Source organism: Pseudomonas sp. 8AS, from assembly GCF_902506505.1.
In the GTDB taxonomy this organism is placed as follows: Bacteria; Pseudomonadota; Gammaproteobacteria; order Pseudomonadales; family Pseudomonadaceae; genus Aquipseudomonas.
Genome location: NZ_LR733406.1, coordinates 958518 through 977095, shown reverse-complemented (window position 1 = coordinate 977095; position 18578 = coordinate 958518). Strand labels below are relative to the sequence as shown.

Here is an 18578-nt window from a genome sequence, read left to right as displayed (position 1 = left end):
ATGGCGGGAAAAGCACTACAAAACAGTGTCTTCAAATGGGAAGGGACTGACAAGAAAGGTGCCAGAATCAAAGGGGAGCTAAGCGGGCAGAGTCCTGCCTTGGTCAAAGCCCAACTGCGCAAGCAGGGAATCAACCCACTTCGAGTAACCAAGAAAGGCAAGAGCCTGTTCGGCGCAGGCAAAAAAATCAAACCCATGGATATTGCCCTGTTCACGCGACAGATGGCGACCATGATGAAGGCCGGCGTCCCCTTGCTGCAATCCTTCGACATTATTGGAGAAGGCCTCGACAACCAGAACATGCGCAAACTGGTCGACGAGGTAAAACAGGAAGTAGCGGCAGGCAATAGCTTTGCCACCTCCCTGCGCAAAAAGCCGGAGTACTTTGACGACCTGTACTGCAACCTTGTCGATGCCGGTGAACAGTCCGGCGCACTCGAGAGCCTGCTGGATCGCGTTGCCACCTACAAGGAAAAGACCGAGGCATTGAAGGCCAAGATCAAGAAAGCAATGAACTACCCGATTGCCGTAATCGTCGTGGCGATCATTGTTTCCGCCATCCTGCTGATCAAGGTAGTACCGCAGTTTCAAGACGTTTTCAGAGGTTTTGGCGCTGAACTGCCAGCATTCACTCAGATGGTCATTGATCTATCGGAGGCATTGCAAAGATGGTGGTATGTCGTACTTTTCGTGATCTTTGCCGCAGCCTTCACGTTGAAAGAGGCACACAAGAAATCGAGAAAGTTCCGCGACCAAGTCGACCGCTTCGTTCTTAAAGTGCCTATTGTCGGCGATATCATCTACAAATCCGCAGTCGCACGCTTTGCCCGCACACTCTCCACCACCTTCGCCGCCGGCGTGCCGCTGGTCGAGGCTCTGGACTCGGTAGCCGGCGCTACAGGCAACGTCGTTTTCGTCAATGCGGTGAACAAGATCAAGCAAGACGTATCCAGCGGCACCCAGCTCAACTTCTCCATGCGAACGACCGGCGTCTTCCCGGCAATGGCCATACAGATGACCTCGATTGGCGAAGAGTCTGGCGCACTGGACTCCATGCTCGACAAGGTTGCGACCTTCTACGAGGATGAAGTGGACAACATGGTGGACAGCCTGACCAGCCTCATGGAGCCCATGATCATGGCTGTACTTGGCGTGCTGGTTGGCGGCTTGGTGATTGCAATGTATCTGCCGATCTTCACACTGGGCTCTGTTGTGTAAATATGCATTTATTCGACTTTCTGGCCGGCAACTTGCCGGCCTTTGTTTTCTGCACCCTGCTCCTCGGCCTGCTGATCGGCAGCTTCCTCAACGTGGTGGTTTATCGCCTGCCGAAGATGATGCAGCGCGACTGGCGCCTGCAGGCGCGGGACGTGCTCGAGCTGCCTGAAGAGCCGGCCGGCGAGACCTTCAACCTGATCCTGCCGCATTCGAGCTGCCCGCATTGCGGGCACCAGATCAAGCCGTGGGAGAACATCCCGGTCGTCAGCTACCTGTTCCTGCGCGGCAAGTGCTCCAGCTGCAAGGCGCCGATCAGTAAGCGCTACCCCCTGGTGGAGCTGGCCTGCGGCCTGCTGTCCGCCTATGTCGCATTCCATTTCGGCTTCGGCTGGCCGGCAGCCGCCATGCTGCTGCTGACCTGGGGCCTGCTGGCGATGAGCCTGATCGACTGCGACCACCAGCTGCTGCCGGACGCCCTGGTGCTGCCGCTGCTGTGGCTGGGCCTGATCCTCAATCACTACGGTCTGTTCACCAGCCTGGAGGACGCCCTGTGGGGCGCGGTGGCCGGCTACCTGAGCCTGTGGTCGGTGTACTGGCTGTTCAAGCTGCTCACCGGCAAGGAAGGCATGGGCTATGGCGACTTCAAGCTGCTGGCCATGCTCGGCGCCTGGGGCGGCTGGCAGATCCTGCCGCTGACCATCCTGCTGTCGTCCCTGGTCGGCGCCGTGCTCGGCGTGATCATGCTGCGCCTGCGCGACCAGGAAACCAGCACGCCCATCCCCTTCGGCCCCTATCTGGCGATTGCCGGCTGGATTGCACTGCTCTGGGGTGATCAAATAACCGGAGCCTATTTGCAATTTGCCCGGCTTTGAATGAACACACCCTGGATTCTCGGCCTGACCGGCGGTATCGGCAGCGGTAAAAGCGCGGCGGCCCAGCATTTCATCGACCTCGGCGTGCATCTGGTCGACGCCGACCATGCCGCCCGCTGGGTCGTCGAGCCTGGTCGCCCGGCCCTGGCCCGTATCGTCGAGCGTTTCGGCCCGCAGGTGCTGCAAGCCGACGGCCAGCTGGACCGCGCCGCCCTGCGCCAGCTGATCTTTCAGGACCCGCAGCAACGGCGCTGGCTGGAAAGCCTGCTGCACCCGCTGATCGGCGAGGAAATCCGCAATTACCTGGCGCGTTCGGAATCGCCCTATGCGATCCTGGTTTCGCCGCTACTGATCGAATCCGGGCAGACCGCCATGACCAGGCGAGTTCTGGTGGTGGATGCCCCCGAGGACCTGCAGCGGCAGCGCACCATGGCCCGCGACCAGGTCTCCGCCGCCCAGGTCGAGGCCATTCTCAAGGCCCAGGCCGCCCGCGACGAGCGCCTGCGGCATGCCGACGACGTACTATTGAACGACCGCGACCCGGCCTGGCTACGCAGCGAAGTCGAACGCCTGCACAATTTCTACCTGACCCTGCGAGGAGGACAACCTTGAGCAGCACCGTCGAATGCCCAACCTGCGGCGCCCCCGTCGAATGGGGCCCGCAAAGCCCAAGCAGGCCCTTCTGCAGCGAGCGCTGCAAGCTGATCGATCTTGGCGCCTGGGCCAGCGAGGCCCACGTGATTGCCGGCGACCCACTGGAAGACGAGCTGTTTTCCGGCGAACTGCCACCCCGCGAGCATTGAGCCCCCGAGACCCCACGCCACACTCAGCAACCTCACGCGAATTTGCATAGGGTGCGCCACGCGGCGCACCCTACGGCCCGTCACGGCAGCACAGCTCCTAGGGCCGCATAAAGCCGTAGTCGCGCTGATCATCCAGGTTATCGGCCAGGAACTGCAGCTCGGCGGCCAGGTCGGCCGGCTGACGCAGCCGCTGGTTGCCGGCCACCACCGCGCTGAGTAGGGCCCGCAGGGCGAGCAGCGGCTCGATACCCTGCTCCTGCGCCCGCTGCAAACTGCCCTCGATTTCACCGCGCGCCCACTCGTGTACACCCATGTCGCTGCCTCCGCTGTTTTGCCGAGCTTGCGCCGGCGGCGTCGACGGCGGTTGATCCAGGTCAACCCAGGGAGCCCGATCCAGCCGCTGAAGCATGCACCATCAGGAAGACGGGGGCTCGTCCTTCCACGGCGCCGACAGGTAGCGCGTGCGGTTGAAGGTCTCCAGCCAGTCCGGATAGAACACCACCAGGCCACTGACCAGCGTGCCGTTGATGAAAGCCTCGGGAAACATGATCAGCCAGAGGTAGCCGGCGAAGTCATCCAGCCACGGCGGCATCACATACAGCCCATCGAGCCACAGCACGCCGAGCCCGGCCAGCAAGCTGAACAGTACGGCCAGGGCCGCCGGGAAGAAGCCGCAACAGAAGATATAGACGAACAGGTTGCGCGGCTGCCGCCGCTCCACCAACAGCGCACAGAGCTCGGTGACCAGCACCGGGATCAGCACCAGCAATATGCCGTTGAGCCCCAGCGCCGCCAGGTCCTGCCGCCCCATGGCCAGCAGCCCCAGCTGCGCCGCCAGGCCGCAGAGCACGGCCAGCGGCCAGTCCAGCAGCAGGGTGACCACGGTCATGCCGATGAAGTGGTAGGACAGGCCGGAGGCGAAATCGCGGCGCACCAGCCACAGCAGGAACAACGCCAGCACCGTACCGAACAGCAGGTGCTGGCGCCGCTGATCGCTGAACAGCTCGACCCAGGGCGCACGCCACACGGCCCAGAGCAGCAGCGGCAGATAGACCAGCCAACCGAGCCAGAGGCTGGTCGCCGACAGCAGCTCGGCACCGATCACGGGGCGATCTGCTCCAGCGCGGCTGCCAACGCCGCCGCCTCGGTGAAGCTGCGCTGCGCCTGCAGATGGCCGGCGCGCAGGTCGAGCCAGAGCACCGCCCCCGCCTCGCCCGGATAGCGCGGCGCCACCCGCGCCTGCGAATCAAGCAGCACGCGGTAGCTGTAGTCGCGCATCGCCGGCACAGCGAACAGGCTGGCGACCAGCCCGGGCATGCGACTGATATCGGCCAGGAAAACCGCCCGGCGCTGCTCCAGATAGCCCTTGGGCCGCCCCTGCAGCGCCGCCTCGAGCAGCTTGGCCCCGGCCATGTCGCGCGCCACCAGCAACACCTGCAACTCGTCATCCAGGGTGTAGGGCTGCTCGAACTGATCCAGCAACGTCCAGGGCACCAGTTTTTCTCCAGGCTCCAGCGCCATGGCCGGCACGCACAGCAGCCCCACCAGCAACATCAACCAGACTCTCATGCGCCACTCCTCGTGGAAAATACCTGGATATCCTCGCGCGCCGCCCAGCCGGCCTGGGCCAGCCAGAAGGCCAGCGCCTGCGGGGCATCGCGCAAGACGAAGACATGGGACTTGCCGATCCCCTGCGCCGCCAGGCGCGCCAGCGCCTCGGCCAGCAGCGCCCGCGCCAGGCCGCGACCCCGCCACGGCAGGTCCACCACCAGATGCTGCAGGTAACCGCGCCGGCCATCATGCCCGGCCAGCAGGCAGCCCGCCAATTGCCCGTCGACCTCGGCCAACAGGCTGTGCCCGGGATTGCGCGCCAGATAGGCGCAGAATGGCGCCAACTCATCCTCCGGGCGCAGGCAGATGCCCGGCGTGCGCCGCCAGAGCGCGACGAGCTGCGGGTGGTCGGCGGGGGTGATGGAGCGGATCGACATAGAGCGGCCTCGCAAGCGACAAGCCAGTCTACACCGCTCAGGCGCAGGCTTCAGCGCCCCGCTGCCGCGGGACGAATTTGCGGTTATGCTGCGCCCATGGACGATTCAGACTACCTGCGCCTGCTGACCCGGCAGGCCGAACAGGCCAATGACTTCCTTACCAACGCGCGCAAGTGGGAACGCGAGCGCTGGGTCTGCCAGCGCCTGCTGCTCGGCCTCAACGTGCCGTTCCGCCACGACGAGTTCGGCGCGGCCCGTCAGGAGCCGCCGGACGTGCTGTTTCGCGAAGCCAATTTCGAGGTGTTCTTCGTCCTCGATCAGGGCCGCCGCCTGAATGACGAATGGCGCGCCGAACTGGAACGCCGCCGCAGCGCCCTATCCCTCAGCCAGCTGCTGCGCCGCGAGCCGCGCCCCCGGCGGATCGCCGCCAGCGAACTGCAGGGACGCCTGGCGCCGACCCTGCGCAAGAAGGCGCACAACTACCGCGAACGCGGCATCGACCTGGGCGAGCTGGACCTGCTCGCCTACATCAACCTGAAGCGCGACATGCCCGACTTCAACAGCCACTTCCCGCCGCCCGGCGAATACCTGCGCCAGGGCTGGCGCTCGCTGTCCCTGGTCGGCCCGAGCTACGCCCGCGTGCTGTTCGCCCATGCCGACGCCCCCGACTTCCTGCGCAGCAACCTCGGTCGCACCGTGCTGTTCGACGTCGGCATCAGCCTGTGAGCCCGCTGCAAGAACTGCTCGCCCGGGTGCCGCAACAAGGCCGGGTGCGCTGGATCGGCGTGCGCCCGCAGGCCGGCGGCGCCATGCTCGAACTGGACGCGGTGGAGGCGCGCCGCGAAGCCGGCCTGACCGGCGACCACGCCCGCCCCGGCCCCCGCAACGCGCGCCAGGTCACGCTGATCCAGTGGGAACACCTCGCGGTGATCAACGCATTGCTCGGCCGCACGCCCGAGCGGCCGATCTGCGCCGCCGACCTGCGGCGCAATATCGCCATCGCCGGCATCAACCTGTTCAGCCTGAAGAACCGCCGCTTTCGCATCGGCCAGGCCATCCTGGAAACCACCGGCTGGTGCCAGCCCTGCGCCAAGCTGGAGGAGCGCCTGGGCCCCGGCACTTTCCAGGCCATGCGCGGCCACGGCGGGATCACCGCCCGCGTGCTGCACGGCGGCATTATTCGCCTGGACGACCCGCTGTGCGTTGAGCCGCTCGTCGACGCAGGGCTAGAATGAGCCCACTTTCTCGCGAGGTGCGCCATGTCCAGCCGCTTGAGCCCCGAAGACCAGCAGCGCGTCGATCAGTACCTGAGCGCGCCACAGCACCGGGTCGAGCGCCCGCCCTTCCGGGTCTGGCGCCTGCTGCTGGTCATCCTGCTCGCGGTCATCGTGCTCGGCGTGCTGAGCCGCCTCCTGAGTCGTCTGGTGCTATGAGCTGCTTAGCGCTCGCCCGGCCGGACTCCACCCCGGATTCCCCAAGCCTTATGAGATACCCCCATGCACCATCGCATCGTGATCGTCGGCGGCGGCGCCGGCGGCCTGGAGCTTGCTACCCGCCTGGGTAGAACCCTGGGCAGGCGCGGCCAGGCCAGCATCACCCTGGTCGACGCCAACCTCACCCACATCTGGAAACCGCTGCTGCACGAAGTCGCCTCCGGCTCGCTGAACTCCTCCGAGGACGAGCTGAACTACGTGGCCCAGGCCAAGTGGAACCACTTCCAGTTCCAGCTCGGGCGCATGAGCGGGCTGGACCGTGCTCGCCGCAGCATTCGCCTGGCCGCCACCCTGGACGAGCACGGCGCCGAGCTGCTGGCCGCCCGCGAGCTGGGCTACGACAGCCTGGTGATCGCCGTCGGCAGCACCACCAACGACTTCGGCACCCCCGGCGCGACCGAGCACTGCATCTTCCTCGACACCCGCGAGCAAGCCGAGCGCTTCCACCGCCAGCTGCTCAGCCACTACCTGCGCGCCCACGCCGGCAAAACCGACGACGGCCAGATCAGCGTGGCCATCGTCGGCGCCGGCGCCACCGGCGTCGAACTGGCCGCCGAACTGCACCATGCCGCCCATGAGCTGGCGGCCTACGGTTTGAACAACATCCAGCCGCAGAACATGCGCATCACCCTGATCGAGGCGGGGCCGCGCGTGCTGCCGGCACTGCCGGAGCGGATCAGCCAGCCGGTGCACCAGACCCTGGAAAAGCTCGGGGTGACCGTGCTGACCAACAGCGCCGTCAGCCAGGTCAGCGAGCAGGCCCTGCTCGTCGCCCAGGGCATCGAGGTGCAGGCCAGCCTCAAGGTCTGGGCCGCCGGCATCCGCGCCCCGGCGTTCCTCAAGGAACTGGACGGCCTGGAGTGCAACCGCATCAACCAGCTGCTGGTGCGCCCGAGCCTGCAAACCACGCTGGACGACAACATCTTCGCCTTCGGCGACTGCGCCGCCTGCCCGCTCGGCGACGGCGGCGAACGCAGCGTCCCGCCGCGCGCCCAGGCCGCGCACCAGCAGGCCTCACTGCTGGCCAAATCGCTCAGGCTACGCCTGCAGGGCAAGCCGCTGGCGGCCTTCCGCTACCAGGACTACGGCTCGCTGATCTCCCTGTCGCGCTTCTCCGCGGTGGGCAACCTGATGGGCAACCTGATGGGCAGCGTCAAGCTGGAAGGTTGGCTGGCGCGGATGTTCTACATCTCGCTCTACCGCATGCACCAGATGGCCCTGTACGGCACCTTCCGCACCCTGCTGCTGATGCTCAGCGACCGCATCGGCCGCAGCACCGAGCCACGCCTCAAGCTGCACTGATTGCGCGCTGCGCGCCTGCCCGGGGCAACCCGGCCAGGCGCGCAGGCACGAAAAAAAGACAACAAAAAACCCGCACTAGGCGGGTTTGTTGTTTCCCGAGGCAGGCCCGGGAAGATGTTGGTGGGTCGTGTAGGATTCGAACCTACGACCAATTGGTTAAAAGCCAACTGCTCTACCAACTGAGCTAACGACCCTGAAAATGGTCGGGGTAGGGGGATTCGAACTCCCGACATCTTGCTCCCAAAGCAAGCGCGCTACCGGACTGCGCTATACCCCGATAAGAAAGTTGGCTCCGCGACCTGGACTCGAACCAGGGACCCAATGATTAACAGTCATTTGCTCTACCGACTGAGCTATCGCGGAACGTATCACCTTCCAGCTCATCAACAGGCTTCGGCGTTTACCGCTTCCCGCATCTGAGGCGCGCCATTTTACGTTTTCGCGAGCCCCTGTCAAGCCTTGAAATCACTTTCTTAACAACGCCTTGCGCGCCGACTTCCGGCTACTATGTGTCTACCACCCGAACGACATCACTGCAGGAAGCGCGGACCGGCAAGGCCCGCACAGGAAAGCCCATGAGTACCCCGGATACTCCGCATATCCCCTCACGCCCCACCGGTCGTGGCATCCCGCCACGCTTCGGCGAGCTGCTGCAGGACTGCCGCACGCTGCTGGTTAAGCGGCTGGCTGAAGACCTGAGCGGCGTGTTCGGCCGGGTCGACGACACCCTCTTCGACTGCGCGGACAAGGCCGAGAACAACCGCGTGCAGGCGCTGTTCTTCGACAGCATGCGCGAGATCCGCAAACTGCGCCCGCTGATCGAACGCAGCTACCACCAGCAGATCGCGCAGAACTTCGCCGACTTCCTCGCCGGCAGGCTCAAGGCCGCCGAACCGATCGGCATGCTGGATGCCGAGCAGCTGGCACTGGTGCAGAACGAGGACTACGAAGAGAGCCTGCAGGTCATCAACATGGTCAGCCGGGTCAAGGCGCGCAGCGCACGCGCCCTGTATGCCCTCGAGCAGCGCCTGGCCCTGCTCAACAATGGCCACAAGCTCGGCGAGGACAGCAACCCCTTCGGCCCGCCGGCCATCGCCCGCGCCTTCCGCCAGGCCCTGGCGCCGCATCCCTTGCCGCTGCGGATCAAGATCATCCTCTATACCCTGTTCGACCAGCAGGTGATGCACGGCCTCGAGCCCCTGTACGAAGCCCTCAACCAGCGCCTGATCGACGCCGGCATCCTGCCCAACCTGAAGTACAGCGCGCAGCGCAGTTCCGGCGCCGCCCCCGCACCGGCCACCCCGGGTGCAGCCGCCCGGACGCCTGCCGCGCCGGGCGCGGCACACCGTACCCCGGCACAAGCCGCGCCCCCCACCCCGTCAGCCGAGCTGCTGCATGCCTCCATCGAGCCGCATTACGCCGCCCCGGCGGACCTCAGCAGCCCGCCGCCCGAGGATCCCGCCCAGCTGTTCGGCGGCCTGGCCGCGCTGCTCGGCGAACGCCGCGAACGCAATGCCGATGCCCCGCTGCTCGGCGGCACTCGCAGCATTGCCAGCTTCGCCCCGCGCTCCGCCACCAGCACCTACAGCGCCAGCGAACTGCTCGACGCCCTGAACCGCCTGCAGCAGCAGTCGAGCCACGACCTCAGCCAGCGCCTGCAGCGCCCGCAAGCCGTCGAGGGCCTCAAGGCCGACCTGCAGCAACAGCTGGAAACCCATAGCCAGCGGCCCGGCCAGCAGAAGCTTTCGGACCAGGAAGCCGACGTGGTCGACCTGGTCGGCATGCTGTTCGACTTCATCCTCGACGATGACAACCTGCCGGATGCCTGCAAGACCGCCCTGTCGCACCTGCATACGCCCTACCTGAAGGTGGCGCTGCAGGACAAGGCGCTGTTCACCCAGCACCATCATCCGGCGCGGCGCCTGCTCAACAGCATGGCCCAGGCCGGTGTGCTGTATGGCGGCGAAGGCGACGAACGCGGCCTGCTGGCGAAGATGCACTGGGTGGTGGAGCGGGTGATCCACGGCTTTGCCGGCGACCTGCTGCTGTTCGACAGCCTGCTCGAGGAGTTCAACGAGTTCGTCGCCACCCTCCAGCACAAGGTCGAACTGCGCGAGCGGCGCGCCGTCGAGGCGGCCAAGGGTCGCGACAAGCTGCTCGGCGCGCGCCAGCTGGCCGTCGACGCCATCAACCAGGCGCTCAAGGAGCGCGAGCTGCCGACCATCATCCGCAACTTCCTCGAACTGACCTGGACCGACGTGCTGGTGTTCGTCCTGCTCCGTCACGGCGAACACAGCGGCGAATGGCGGCGCTCCTGCGAAGTGGCCGAGCAACTGGCCTGGAGCGGCACCCTGCTGGACGCCGCCGGCAGTGCCCGCCTGCAAGGCCTGCGCGTCGCCCTGCTGGATGACCTGCGCAAGGGCCTGGAGCTGCTCGGCGGCTACCACGAAGACGGCATCCGCCGCCTGCTGCAGGACATCGTCGCCTGCCAGTACGCGGTGCAGGCCAGGCAGCCGCAGGTGGCCGCCCAGCTCAAGGCCACCCTGCAGGAAAGCCCGCTGGGCATGATGCTGGGCGAGGACGCCGCCCTGGCCGCACCCACCCACCACAACGAGAATCTGTCGGCGCGCGCCCAGGCACTGCTCGAGGAATTGCAGCAGCTGGAGTTCGGCACCTGGTTCGAGTTTGGCCAGGGCACGGAAACCCGCACCCTCAAGCTGTCCTGGTTCAGCCCGACCACGCACAACTACATGTTCGTCGACCACAGCGGCCAGCGCGTGGCGATCAAGCCGATCAAGCAACTGGCCAGCGAAATGGAACAGGGCCTGGCACGCATCGTCGCCCCCGAGCGCGAGAAGCCGCTGATGGACCGCGCCCTGCATGCCATCTACCGCGTCCTCCAGCGCTTTACCGGGCGCACCACCGAAGTCGACCAAGGAGCCTGAATGGACGATCGTCGCCAGCACAGTCGCCACACCACCGAACTCAGCCTGGAAGTGCTCGACTTCCACTCCGGCAAGCGCCTGGGACGCATCGTCGACCTGTCCGCCGACGGTTTCATGCTGGTCAGCGACGTGCCGCTGGAGGCCGACTCGGTGTGGGAGTGCCGCCTGGTACTGGGCGAGCCGCTGCAGGGCATCCACGAGATCCGCCTGGGTGCCGACTGCCTGTGGAGCCGTCCCGGCGCCAATGGCCAGCACGGCTGGAGCGGCTTCCACATCATCGACCTGGCCGACGACCAGGCGAGCGCGCTGGAGATCGTGCTGCAGCACCTGTGAGCCCGTCCATGCGGCACCTGGACTCGAGCATTGCGCCGACTCCAGACGCCTGCATGCAACCATGAAAAAGCCCCGCTTGCGGGGCTTTTTCATCACGACAAGACTCAGACGAAGACGATCTCCTCGTCCTTGACGGTCGCCTTGATCGTCACCCCCGGAGTGAAGGTGCCGGCCAGGATCAGCTGCGCCAGCGGGTTCTCGATCCAGCGCTGGATCGCCCGCTTCAGCGGTCGCGCGCCATAGACCGGGTCGTAACCGACGGCAATCAGCTTGTCCAGGGCCTCGGCGCTCAACTCCAGGCTCAGCTCGCGCTCGGCCAGGCGACCGCGCAGGCGCTGCAGCTGGATCTCGGCGATGCCGGCGATCTGCTCGCGACCCAGCGGCTCGAACACCACCACCTCGTCGATGCGGTTGATGAACTCGGGACGGAAGTGGCTGCTCACCGCATCCATCACCGCCGCCCGCTGCGCCTCGCGGTCGCCGACCAGCTCCTGGATCTGCGCCGAGCCGAGGTTGGAAGTCATGACTATCACGGTGTTCTTGAAGTCCACGGTGCGCCCGTGGCTGTCGGTCAGGCGGCCATCTTCCAGCACCTGCAGCAGCACGTTGAACACATCCGGGTGGGCCTTCTCGACCTCATCCATCAGCACCACCGAATAGGGCTTGCGGCGCACGGCCTCGGTCAGGTAACCGCCTTCCTCGTAGCCGACATAGCCGGGCGGCGCGCCGATCAGGCGGGCCACGCTGTGCTTCTCCATGAACTCGGACATGTCGATGCGCACCAGCGCTTCCTCGGTATCGAAGAGGAACTCGGCCAGCGCCTTGCACAGCTCGGTCTTGCCCACCCCGGTCGGGCCGAGGAAGAGGAACGAGCCGCTCGGCCGGTTCGGGTCGGCCAGCCCGGCGCGCGAGCGGCGCACGGCGTTGGCCACGGCCACCACCGCCTCGTGCTGGCCGATCACCCGCTTATGCAGCAGGCCTTCCATCTTCAGCAGCTTGTCGCGCTCGCCTTCGAGCATCTTGCTCACCGGGATGCCGGTCCACTTGGAGACCACCTCGGCGATCTCTTCCTCGGTGACCTTGCTGCGCAGCAGCTGGTTCTCGGTCTTGCCGTGCTGGTCGACCATCTGCAGGCTGCGTTCCAGATCCGGAATGATGCCGTACTGCAGCTCGGCCATGCGGTTGAGGTCGCCCTTGCGCCGCGCCGCCTCCAGCTCCTGGCGCGACTGTTCGATCTTCTGCTGGATCTGCGCCGAGCCCTGCACCTCGGCCTTTTCCGACTTCCAGATGTCCTCCAGGTCGGCGTACTCGCGCTCCAGGCGGGCGATGTCCTCGTTGAGTTTTTCCAGGCGCTTGATCGCCGCCTCGTCGTCCTCCTTCTTCAGTGCCTGACCTTCGACCTTGAGCTGGATCAGGCGGCGCTCGAGGCGATCGAGCACTTCCGGCTTGGAGTCGATCTCCATGCGGATGCGGCTGGCGGCCTCGTCGATCAGGTCGATGGCCTTGTCCGGCAGCTGGCGGTCGGTGATGTAGCGGTGGCTGAGCTTGGCCGCGGCGATGATCGCGCCGTCGGTGATGGCCACCTTGTGGTGCACCTCGTAGCGCTCCTTGAGGCCACGCAGGATGGCGATGGTGTCCTCCTCGCTCGGCTCGTCGACCAGCACCTTCTGAAAGCGCCGCTCCAGGGCGGCATCCTTCTCGATGTACTGGCGGTACTCGTTGAGCGTGGTGGCGCCAACGCAGTGCAGCTCGCCACGGGCCAGGGACGGCTTGAGCATGTTGCCGGCATCCATGGCGCCCTCGGCCTTGCCGGCGCCGACCATGGTGTGCAGCTCGTCGATGAACAGGATGATCCGCCCTTCCTGCTTGCTCAGCTCGTTGAGTACCGCCTTCAGGCGCTCCTCGAACTCGCCGCGGAACTTGGCCCCGGCGATCAGCGCGCCCATGTCCAACGACAGCAGGCGCTTGTCCTTCAGCCCGTCCGGCACCTCACCGTTGACGATGCGCTGGGCCAGGCCCTCGGCGATGGCGGTCTTGCCCACGCCAGGCTCGCCGATCAGCACCGGGTTGTTCTTGGTGCGGCGCTGCAGGACCTGGATGGTGCGGCGGATCTCGTCGTCGCGACCGATCACCGGGTCGAGCTTGCCTTCCTCGGCGCGCTTGGTCAGGTCGATGGTGTACTTGTCCAGGGCCTGGCGCGATTCCTCGACGTTGGGGTCATTCACCGCATCGCCGCCGCGCAGGTTGCTCACCGCGTTTTCCAGGGCCTTCTTGCTCACCCCCTGGCCGAGCAGCAGCTTGCCCAGCCTGGTGTTCTCGTCCATGGCGGCGAGCAGCACCACTTCGCTGGAGATGAACTGGTCGCCCTTCTGCTGCGACAGGCGATCGGCCTGGTTGAGCAGGCGCGCCAGGTCCTGGGACAGGTTGACGTCGCCGGTGGGGTTCTGGATTTTCGGCAGCTGGTCGAGTTCCTTGGTCAGTGCCTGGCGCAGGCCATTGACGTCGAAGCCGACCTGCATCAGCAGCGGCCTGATCGAGCCGCCCTGCTGCTCGAGCAGTGCCTGCATCAGGTGCAGCGGCTCGATGGCCGGATGGTCGAGGCCCACCGCCACGGACTGGGCATCGGAAAGGGCAAGCTGCAGCTTGCTGGTCAAGCGGTCAATACGCATGGAGGTTCGTCCTTTCTATTGAGGGCGGGCCGGGGCGATGAGCGCCCCAGAAACGAAAAGCCCGCCGGGATGAAGCATAGATGAGGACAGTTTTTCGCGATTCAAGCGTGCCGGCGTTGATGCAGGTCAGTCGGCCAGCCAGATCAGCGAGGCGACGCGCCCGGTGCGGGCGGCGCGGCGGTAGGAATAGAAGCGCGCATCGCCGACCGTGCAGAGGCCGCCGCCGTACACGGCGGTGACGCCGCGAGCAGCCAGGCGGATGCGCGCCAGCCGGTAGATGTCGGCCAGGTACTTGCCGGCGTTGGCGCTGGGGGTGAAGGCCTGGGCAGCCTCGGCATGACTGGCCAGGAAGGCCTCGCGCACTTCCGCGCCGACCTCGAAGGCCTGCGGGCCAATGGCCGGGCCGAGCCAAACCAGCACCTCCGGTGCAGGCAGGGCCAGGGCATCCAGGGTGGCTTCCAGCACGCCGCCGGCCAGCCCGCGCCAGCCGGCATGGGCCGCCGCCACGCGGGTGCCGGCGCGGTCGCAGAACAGCGCCGGCAGGCAATCGGCGGTCAATACGGCACTAGCGATACCCGGGGTAGCGCTCCAGCTGGCATCGGCTTCGGCCACCCGAGCCGGATCGGCCTCGACCACCTGCACGCCATGCACCTGACGCAGCCAGGCCGGCTGGCAGTGCAAGGCGGACGTAAGGATCTGGCGGTTGCGGGCGACGGCCTGCGGATCATCCTCGACATGGTCGCCGAGATTGAGGCTGTCGAAGGGCGCGAGGCTGACACCGCCAGCGCGGGTGGTGACGCAGGCCCGCACGCTAGCGGGCGCAGGCCAGTCGGGCGTCAGCCACTCAGTACTCATCAGACGAAGGATTCGTTGTCCTGGCGCAGCAGGGACAGCATCCACACCAGGTCATCGGGCAACGGCGATTCCCACTTCATGCGCTGCCCGGTGATCGGATGGGTCAGTTCGAGGAAGCGCGCATGCAGGGCCTGGCGCGGGAACTCCTTGAGCGTCTGCACCAGGGTCGGGCTGGCGGCCGGCGGGATGCGGAAGCGGCCGGCGTACAGCGGGTCGCCGACCAGCGGGTAGCCAACATGGGTCATGTGCACGCGAATCTGGTGGGTGCGCCCGGTCTCCAGCTTGACCCGCACATGGGTGTGCGAGCGGAAGCGCTCGAGCACCCGATAATGGGTGACGGCCGGCTTGCCGCCGTCGATCACCGCCATGCGCTGGCGGTTGGCCGAGCTGCGGCCGATCGGGGCGTCGATCTTGCCGCCGGAGGTGATCACGCCGATACAGATGCACTCATAGATGCGACTGATCGAGCGCTTCTGCATCTGGTCGACCAGGCGGGTCTGCGCCTGCAGGGTCTTGGCCACCACCATCAGGCCGGTGGTGTCCTTGTCCAGACGGTGGACGATGCCGGCGCGCGGCACGTTGATGATGTCCGGCACATGGTGCAGCAGGGCATTGAGCAGGGTGCCGTCGGCGTGCCCGGCAGCCGGATGGACGACCAGGCCGGCCGGCTTGTCGATCACCAGCAGGTGCTCGTCCTCGTAGACGATGTTCAGCGCGATGTCCTGCGCGATCCACTCGCCCTGGGCTTCCTGCTCGGCCTCCAGGGCCAACACGGCGCCACCATGCACGATGTCACGCGGGCGCACTACGGCACCGTCGACGGTCAGGCGGCCATCCTTGATCCAGGTCGACAGGCGCGAGCGCGAGTACTCGTCGAACAGCTGGGCGGCGACCTGGTCGAGGCGTTGACCACCCAGTGCGGACGGCACTTCGGCGGTGAGTTGGATGAGCTGATCGGCGTCTTCGGACATGGGCTACTGCGGAGGGAGGTGCAGCTTTTGGTTTCGGCTGCACGCTGTGGTTAAATACGGCGTCTTTGCCCCGGCCATTGCGGGGCGCTCATCATAACAGGACGGTCCAGGCCAAGACAGCCGGCCGTCACAGGGACGCAAGCCGCCATGCAAGTGAAACACCTGCTGCTGATCGCCATGCTCGCCATCACCGCCGCGTGCTCTTCGAACAAGCCGGAAGTTGATGAAAACCTGAGCGAGACCGAGCTCTACCAGCAGGCTCAGGACGACCTGAACAGCAACAGCTACACCAATGCCGTGGCCAAGCTGAAAGCCCTGGAGTCGCGCTACCCGTTCGGCCGCTACGCCGAGCAGGCCCAGCTCGAGCTGATCTATGCCTACTACAAGAACGCCGAACCGGAAGCAGCCAAGTCCGCTGCCGAGCGCTTCATCCGCCTGCATCCGCAGCACGCCAATGTCGACTACGCCTATTACCTGAAAGGCCTGGCCTCCTTCGACCAGGACCGCGGCCTGATCGCCCGCTTCCTGCCGCTGGACATGACCAAGCGCGACCCGGGCGCGGCCCGCGACTCCTACAACGAGTTCGCCCAGCTCACCAGCCGCTATCCGAACAGCCGCTACGCCCCAGACGCCAAGCAGCGCATGATCTACCTGCGCAACCTGCTGGCCGCCTATGAAATCCATGCCGCGCACTACTACCTGACTCGCCAGGCCTATGTCGCCGCCGCCAACCGCGGCCGCTACGTGGTGGAAAACTTCCAGGAAACCCCGTCCGTCGGCGATGGCCTGGCGGTGATGACCGAAGCCTACCAGCGCCTGGAGATGACCGATCTGGCCGCCACCAGCCTGGAAACCCTGAAACTCAACTACCCGGACCACCCGAGCCTGGTCGACGGCAACTTCGTCCCGCGCGAAGAAGAAGCCGACAACCGCTCCTGGCTGGCCAGGGCCACCCTCGGCCTGATCGAATCCGACACCCCGCTGCCGCCGGGCGAAACCCGCGCCAGCCAGGACGTGATCCGCCAGTACGAAGACGCCGAGGAGCAAATCCCGGACGAACTGCAGCCGGAAAACCAGCAGGATGCCGAAGAGCAGCAGGACGAGGCCGCAAGCAACGACGGCGAGCGCTCCTGGTTCAGCTACATGACCTTCGGCGTATTCGACTGAATACCCTAGCGCAGCAACAGAGGGAGGCCATGAGCCTCCCTTTTTTCTGCCTGCCAGCCGGCAACTGCACGCTTTGCCTGCTGCATCCGTCGCCCGACCTTGGCTACACTGCCCGCCTGCCAACAAGAAGAGCCCATCATGTTTCGCTTGCTGTTCTGGATCGCCTTCATCGCGGCCGCCGTGTGGTTGTGGCGCCGCTTCAATCGCCCGCGCCCCGCGCAATCCCGGCAGGCGGCTCGCCACGACGAGCCGGCGCCGATGGTGCGCTGCGCCCAGTGTGGCGTCCATGTGCCCCAGGACAAGGCCCTGAGCCACGGGCAACGCTGGTATTGCTGCCAGGCGCACCTGCAGCAGGACAGCTCCCCAGGTGAACGCTGAGACCATGACCCTGGACGGCACTCATGGCCGCCGCGTCCTGCGCCTTTACCACCTGTACCGGGTCACGGTCGGCCTGGCCCTGGTCCTGCTGATATCCAGCGACCTGGACAAGGACCTGCTCGACCTGGCCCACGCCCAGCTGTTCCGCAACGGCAGCTGGGCCTATCTGGTGGTCAATATCCTGATCGCCGTGCTGATGCAGCAGCCACGGCATCTGCTACAGGTCTTCAGCATCGCCCTGGCCGATGTCCTGCTGCTCTCGGCGCTGTTCTATGCCGCCGGCGGCACGCCGAGCGGCATCGGCAATCTGCTGATCGTCTCGGTGGCCATTGCCAATATCCTGCTGCGCGGGCGGATCGGCCTGCTGATCGCCGCGGTGGCCGCCATCGGCATGATCTACCTGACCTTCTACCTGAGCTTCAGCCACCCGGCGGCCTCAGCCAACTATGTGCAGGCCGGCGCCCTCGGCGCCCTGTGCTTCGCCGCGGCGCTGTTCCTCCAGGGCCTGACCCGGCGCCTGCAGCAGAGCGAATCCCTCGCCGCGCAGCGCGCTGTCGACGTGGCCAGCCTGGAAGCCCTGAACGCCCTGATCCTGCAGCGCATGCGCACCGGTATCCTGGTGCTGGACAAACTGCATCGCGTCGTCCTGGCCAATCAGGGCGCGCTGACCTTGCTCGGGCGCGGCGACCTGACCGGCAAGGTGCTCGACCCGCACTGCCCGGAGCTGGTCCGGCGCCTGCAACAATGGCTGCACAACCCGACCCTGCGCCCGCAGAGCCTGCAGGCAGTGCCGGAAGGCCCGCTGCTGCAACCGAGCTTCATCCCCCTGCAGCGCGGCGCAGAGCTGCATACCCTGGTGTTTCTCGAGGACATCTCGCAGATCACCCAGCAGGCCCAGCAGCTCAAGCTGGCCTCCCTCGGCCGCCTGACCGCCGGGATCGCCCACGAGATCCGCAACCCGCTGGGCGCCATCAGCCATGCCGCCCAGCTGCTGCAGGAATCGGAGAGCCTCGATGGCCCCGACCGGCGCCTGGCGCAGATCATCCAGGACCACTCGCGGCGGATGAACCTGGTGATCGAGAACGTGCTGCAACTGTCGCGCCGGCGCCAGGCCGAACCCCAGTTGCTCGACCTGAAATACTGGCTGCACCGCTTCGCCAGCGAATTCCGCAACTCGGCAACCCTCAACCAGACCCTGCACCTGGAAACGCGTGGCAGCGGTCTGCAAACGCGAATGGACCCCCACCAGCTGACCCAGGTGCTGACCAATCTGGTACAGAACGGCATGCGCTACAGCGCCAAAGTCCACCAGCTCGGTCAGGTCTGGCTGCAGCTGTTCCGCGACCCGGAAAGCGACCTGCCGATCCTGGAAGTCCTCGATGACGGGCCCGGCATCCCGCCCGAACAGCTGCAACATATCTTCGAGCCCTTCTATACCACCGACAACAAGGGCACCGGCCTCGGCCTGTACATCTCCCGCGAGCTGTGCGAAAGCAACCAGGCCCGCCTCGACTACAAACCGCGCGAAGGCGGCGGCAGCTGCTTCCGCATCACCTTCGCCCACTCACGCAAACTGAGCTGAAC

20 protein-coding genes and 3 tRNA genes are annotated in these 18578 nt (G+C 66.1%); 13 read left to right on the top strand and 10 right to left on the bottom strand.

Annotated elements, in window-relative coordinates; genetic code table 11:
* Genes GV001_RS04510 through yacG form a run of 4 tightly spaced genes read left to right on the top strand, consistent with a single transcriptional unit; the run spans position 1 to position 2893 of the window.
* The gene (locus GV001_RS04510; RefSeq protein ID WP_160078453.1) at positions 1–1218 is read left to right on the top strand and encodes a type II secretion system F family protein; all 1218 of its coding nucleotides are present in this window, start codon (positions 1–3) and stop codon (positions 1216–1218) included.
* Positions 1219–1220: 2 nt separating this feature from the next.
* Positions 1221–2090: an A24 family peptidase gene (locus tag GV001_RS04505; RefSeq protein WP_160078452.1), complete on the top strand. Its 870-nt coding sequence runs from the start codon at positions 1221–1223 to the stop codon at positions 2088–2090.
* A complete protein-coding gene (gene coaE, locus GV001_RS04500) occupies positions 2091–2702 on the top strand; it encodes a dephospho-CoA kinase (protein WP_160078451.1) in 612 nt (203 codons plus the stop codon).
* Complete coding sequence (gene yacG, locus GV001_RS04495) at positions 2699–2893, top strand: DNA gyrase inhibitor YacG (RefSeq protein ID WP_160078450.1); 195 nt, start codon at positions 2699–2701, stop codon at positions 2891–2893. Before coaE ends, yacG begins: the two co-directional genes overlap by 4 nt.
* Positions 2894–2990: 97 nt before the next feature.
* Here yacG and GV001_RS04490 read toward each other — a convergent pair whose 3' ends face one another.
* The 4 genes from GV001_RS04490 to GV001_RS04475 all read right to left on the bottom strand — a co-directional run bounded on the left by GV001_RS04490 (position 2991) and on the right by GV001_RS04475 (position 4881).
* Positions 2991–3206, bottom strand: coding sequence for a hypothetical protein (locus tag GV001_RS04490; protein ID WP_160078449.1), 216 nt, complete (start codon positions 3204–3206; stop codon positions 2991–2993).
* Positions 3207–3308: 102 nt separating this feature from the next.
* Positions 3309–3998, bottom strand: coding sequence for an energy-coupling factor ABC transporter permease (locus GV001_RS04485; protein ID WP_160078448.1), 690 nt, complete (start codon positions 3996–3998; stop codon positions 3309–3311).
* On the bottom strand, positions 3995–4462 hold the full coding sequence (locus GV001_RS04480) for an FAD/FMN-containing dehydrogenase (protein WP_160078447.1): 468 nt from the start codon (positions 4460–4462) through the stop codon (positions 3995–3997). The genes GV001_RS04485 and GV001_RS04480 overlap by 4 nt, the downstream gene beginning before the upstream one ends.
* Complete coding sequence (locus tag GV001_RS04475) at positions 4459–4881, bottom strand: GNAT family N-acetyltransferase (protein ID WP_160078446.1); 423 nt, start codon at positions 4879–4881, stop codon at positions 4459–4461. The genes GV001_RS04480 and GV001_RS04475 overlap by 4 nt, the downstream gene beginning before the upstream one ends.
* A gap of 96 nt (positions 4882–4977) precedes the next feature.
* Here GV001_RS04475 and GV001_RS04470 point away from each other — a divergent pair, with 96 nt between their 5' ends.
* The 4 genes from GV001_RS04470 (at position 4978) to GV001_RS04455 (ending at position 7676) form a co-directional block, all read left to right on the top strand.
* On the top strand, positions 4978–5607 hold the full coding sequence (locus tag GV001_RS04470; RefSeq protein WP_160078445.1) for a DUF1780 domain-containing protein: 630 nt from the start codon (positions 4978–4980) through the stop codon (positions 5605–5607).
* On the top strand, positions 5604–6116 hold the full coding sequence (locus GV001_RS04465; protein ID WP_160078444.1) for an MOSC domain-containing protein: 513 nt from the start codon (positions 5604–5606) through the stop codon (positions 6114–6116). Before GV001_RS04470 ends, GV001_RS04465 begins: the two co-directional genes overlap by 4 nt.
* 24 nt (positions 6117–6140) lie before the next feature.
* Positions 6141–6314 carry a DUF3094 family protein gene (locus tag GV001_RS04460; RefSeq protein ID WP_160078443.1) on the top strand — a complete coding sequence of 58 codons (174 nt, stop codon included), beginning with the start codon at positions 6141–6143 and terminating at the stop codon, positions 6312–6314.
* Positions 6315–6377: 63 nt separating this feature from the next.
* Positions 6378–7676: an NAD(P)/FAD-dependent oxidoreductase gene (locus tag GV001_RS04455; protein WP_160078442.1), complete on the top strand. Its 1299-nt coding sequence runs from the start codon at positions 6378–6380 to the stop codon at positions 7674–7676.
* Positions 7677–7794: 118 nt separating this feature from the next.
* Here GV001_RS04455 and GV001_RS04450 read toward each other — a convergent pair.
* From GV001_RS04450 to GV001_RS04440, 3 genes are all read right to left on the bottom strand, one after another.
* Positions 7795–7870: transfer RNA gene (locus GV001_RS04450), tRNA-Lys, on the bottom strand.
* A gap of 6 nt (positions 7871–7876) precedes the next feature.
* A tRNA-Pro gene (locus GV001_RS04445) sits at positions 7877–7953 on the bottom strand.
* 10 nt (positions 7954–7963) lie between these two features.
* Positions 7964–8039, bottom strand: a tRNA-Asn gene (locus GV001_RS04440).
* A gap of 212 nt (positions 8040–8251) precedes the next feature.
* Here GV001_RS04440 and GV001_RS04435 point away from each other — a divergent pair.
* Both GV001_RS04435 and GV001_RS04430 read left to right on the top strand, forming a co-directional pair.
* The gene (locus GV001_RS04435) at positions 8252–10621 is read left to right on the top strand and encodes a DUF1631 domain-containing protein (protein ID WP_160078441.1); all 2370 of its coding nucleotides are present in this window, start codon (positions 8252–8254) and stop codon (positions 10619–10621) included.
* On the top strand, positions 10622–10954 hold the full coding sequence (locus GV001_RS04430; RefSeq protein ID WP_160078440.1) for a PilZ domain-containing protein: 333 nt from the start codon (positions 10622–10624) through the stop codon (positions 10952–10954).
* Between the two features lie 104 nt (positions 10955–11058).
* Here the strand turns inward: GV001_RS04430 and clpB are convergent, their stop codons facing one another.
* The 3 genes from clpB to rluD form a co-directional block, all read right to left on the bottom strand.
* On the bottom strand, positions 11059–13623 hold the full coding sequence (gene clpB, locus GV001_RS04425) for an ATP-dependent chaperone ClpB (RefSeq protein WP_160078439.1): 2565 nt from the start codon (positions 13621–13623) through the stop codon (positions 11059–11061).
* 126 nt (positions 13624–13749) lie between these two features.
* The gene (gene pgeF / locus GV001_RS04420) at positions 13750–14478 is read right to left on the bottom strand and encodes a peptidoglycan editing factor PgeF (protein ID WP_160078438.1); all 729 of its coding nucleotides are present in this window, start codon (positions 14476–14478) and stop codon (positions 13750–13752) included.
* Positions 14478–15449, bottom strand: a complete 972-nt coding sequence (gene rluD / locus GV001_RS04415; RefSeq protein WP_160078437.1) for a 23S rRNA pseudouridine(1911/1915/1917) synthase RluD — start codon at positions 15447–15449, stop codon at positions 14478–14480. Before rluD ends, pgeF begins: the two co-directional genes overlap by 1 nt.
* 147 nt (positions 15450–15596) lie before the next feature.
* Here rluD and GV001_RS04410 point away from each other — a divergent pair, with 147 nt between their 5' ends.
* The 3 genes from GV001_RS04410 to GV001_RS04400 all read left to right on the top strand — a co-directional run bounded on the left by GV001_RS04410 (position 15597) and on the right by GV001_RS04400 (position 18576).
* Complete coding sequence (locus GV001_RS04410) at positions 15597–16616, top strand: outer membrane protein assembly factor BamD (protein WP_160078436.1); 1020 nt, start codon at positions 15597–15599, stop codon at positions 16614–16616.
* A gap of 138 nt (positions 16617–16754) precedes the next feature.
* Positions 16755–16994 carry a PP0621 family protein gene (locus GV001_RS04405; protein ID WP_160078435.1) on the top strand — a complete coding sequence of 80 codons (240 nt, stop codon included), beginning with the start codon at positions 16755–16757 and terminating at the stop codon, positions 16992–16994.
* 4 nt (positions 16995–16998) lie between these two features.
* Entirely contained in the window at positions 16999–18576 is a 1578-nt protein-coding gene (locus tag GV001_RS04400) for a PAS domain-containing sensor histidine kinase (RefSeq protein WP_160083172.1), read from the top strand.
* Positions 18577–18578: the final 2 nt, after the last annotated feature.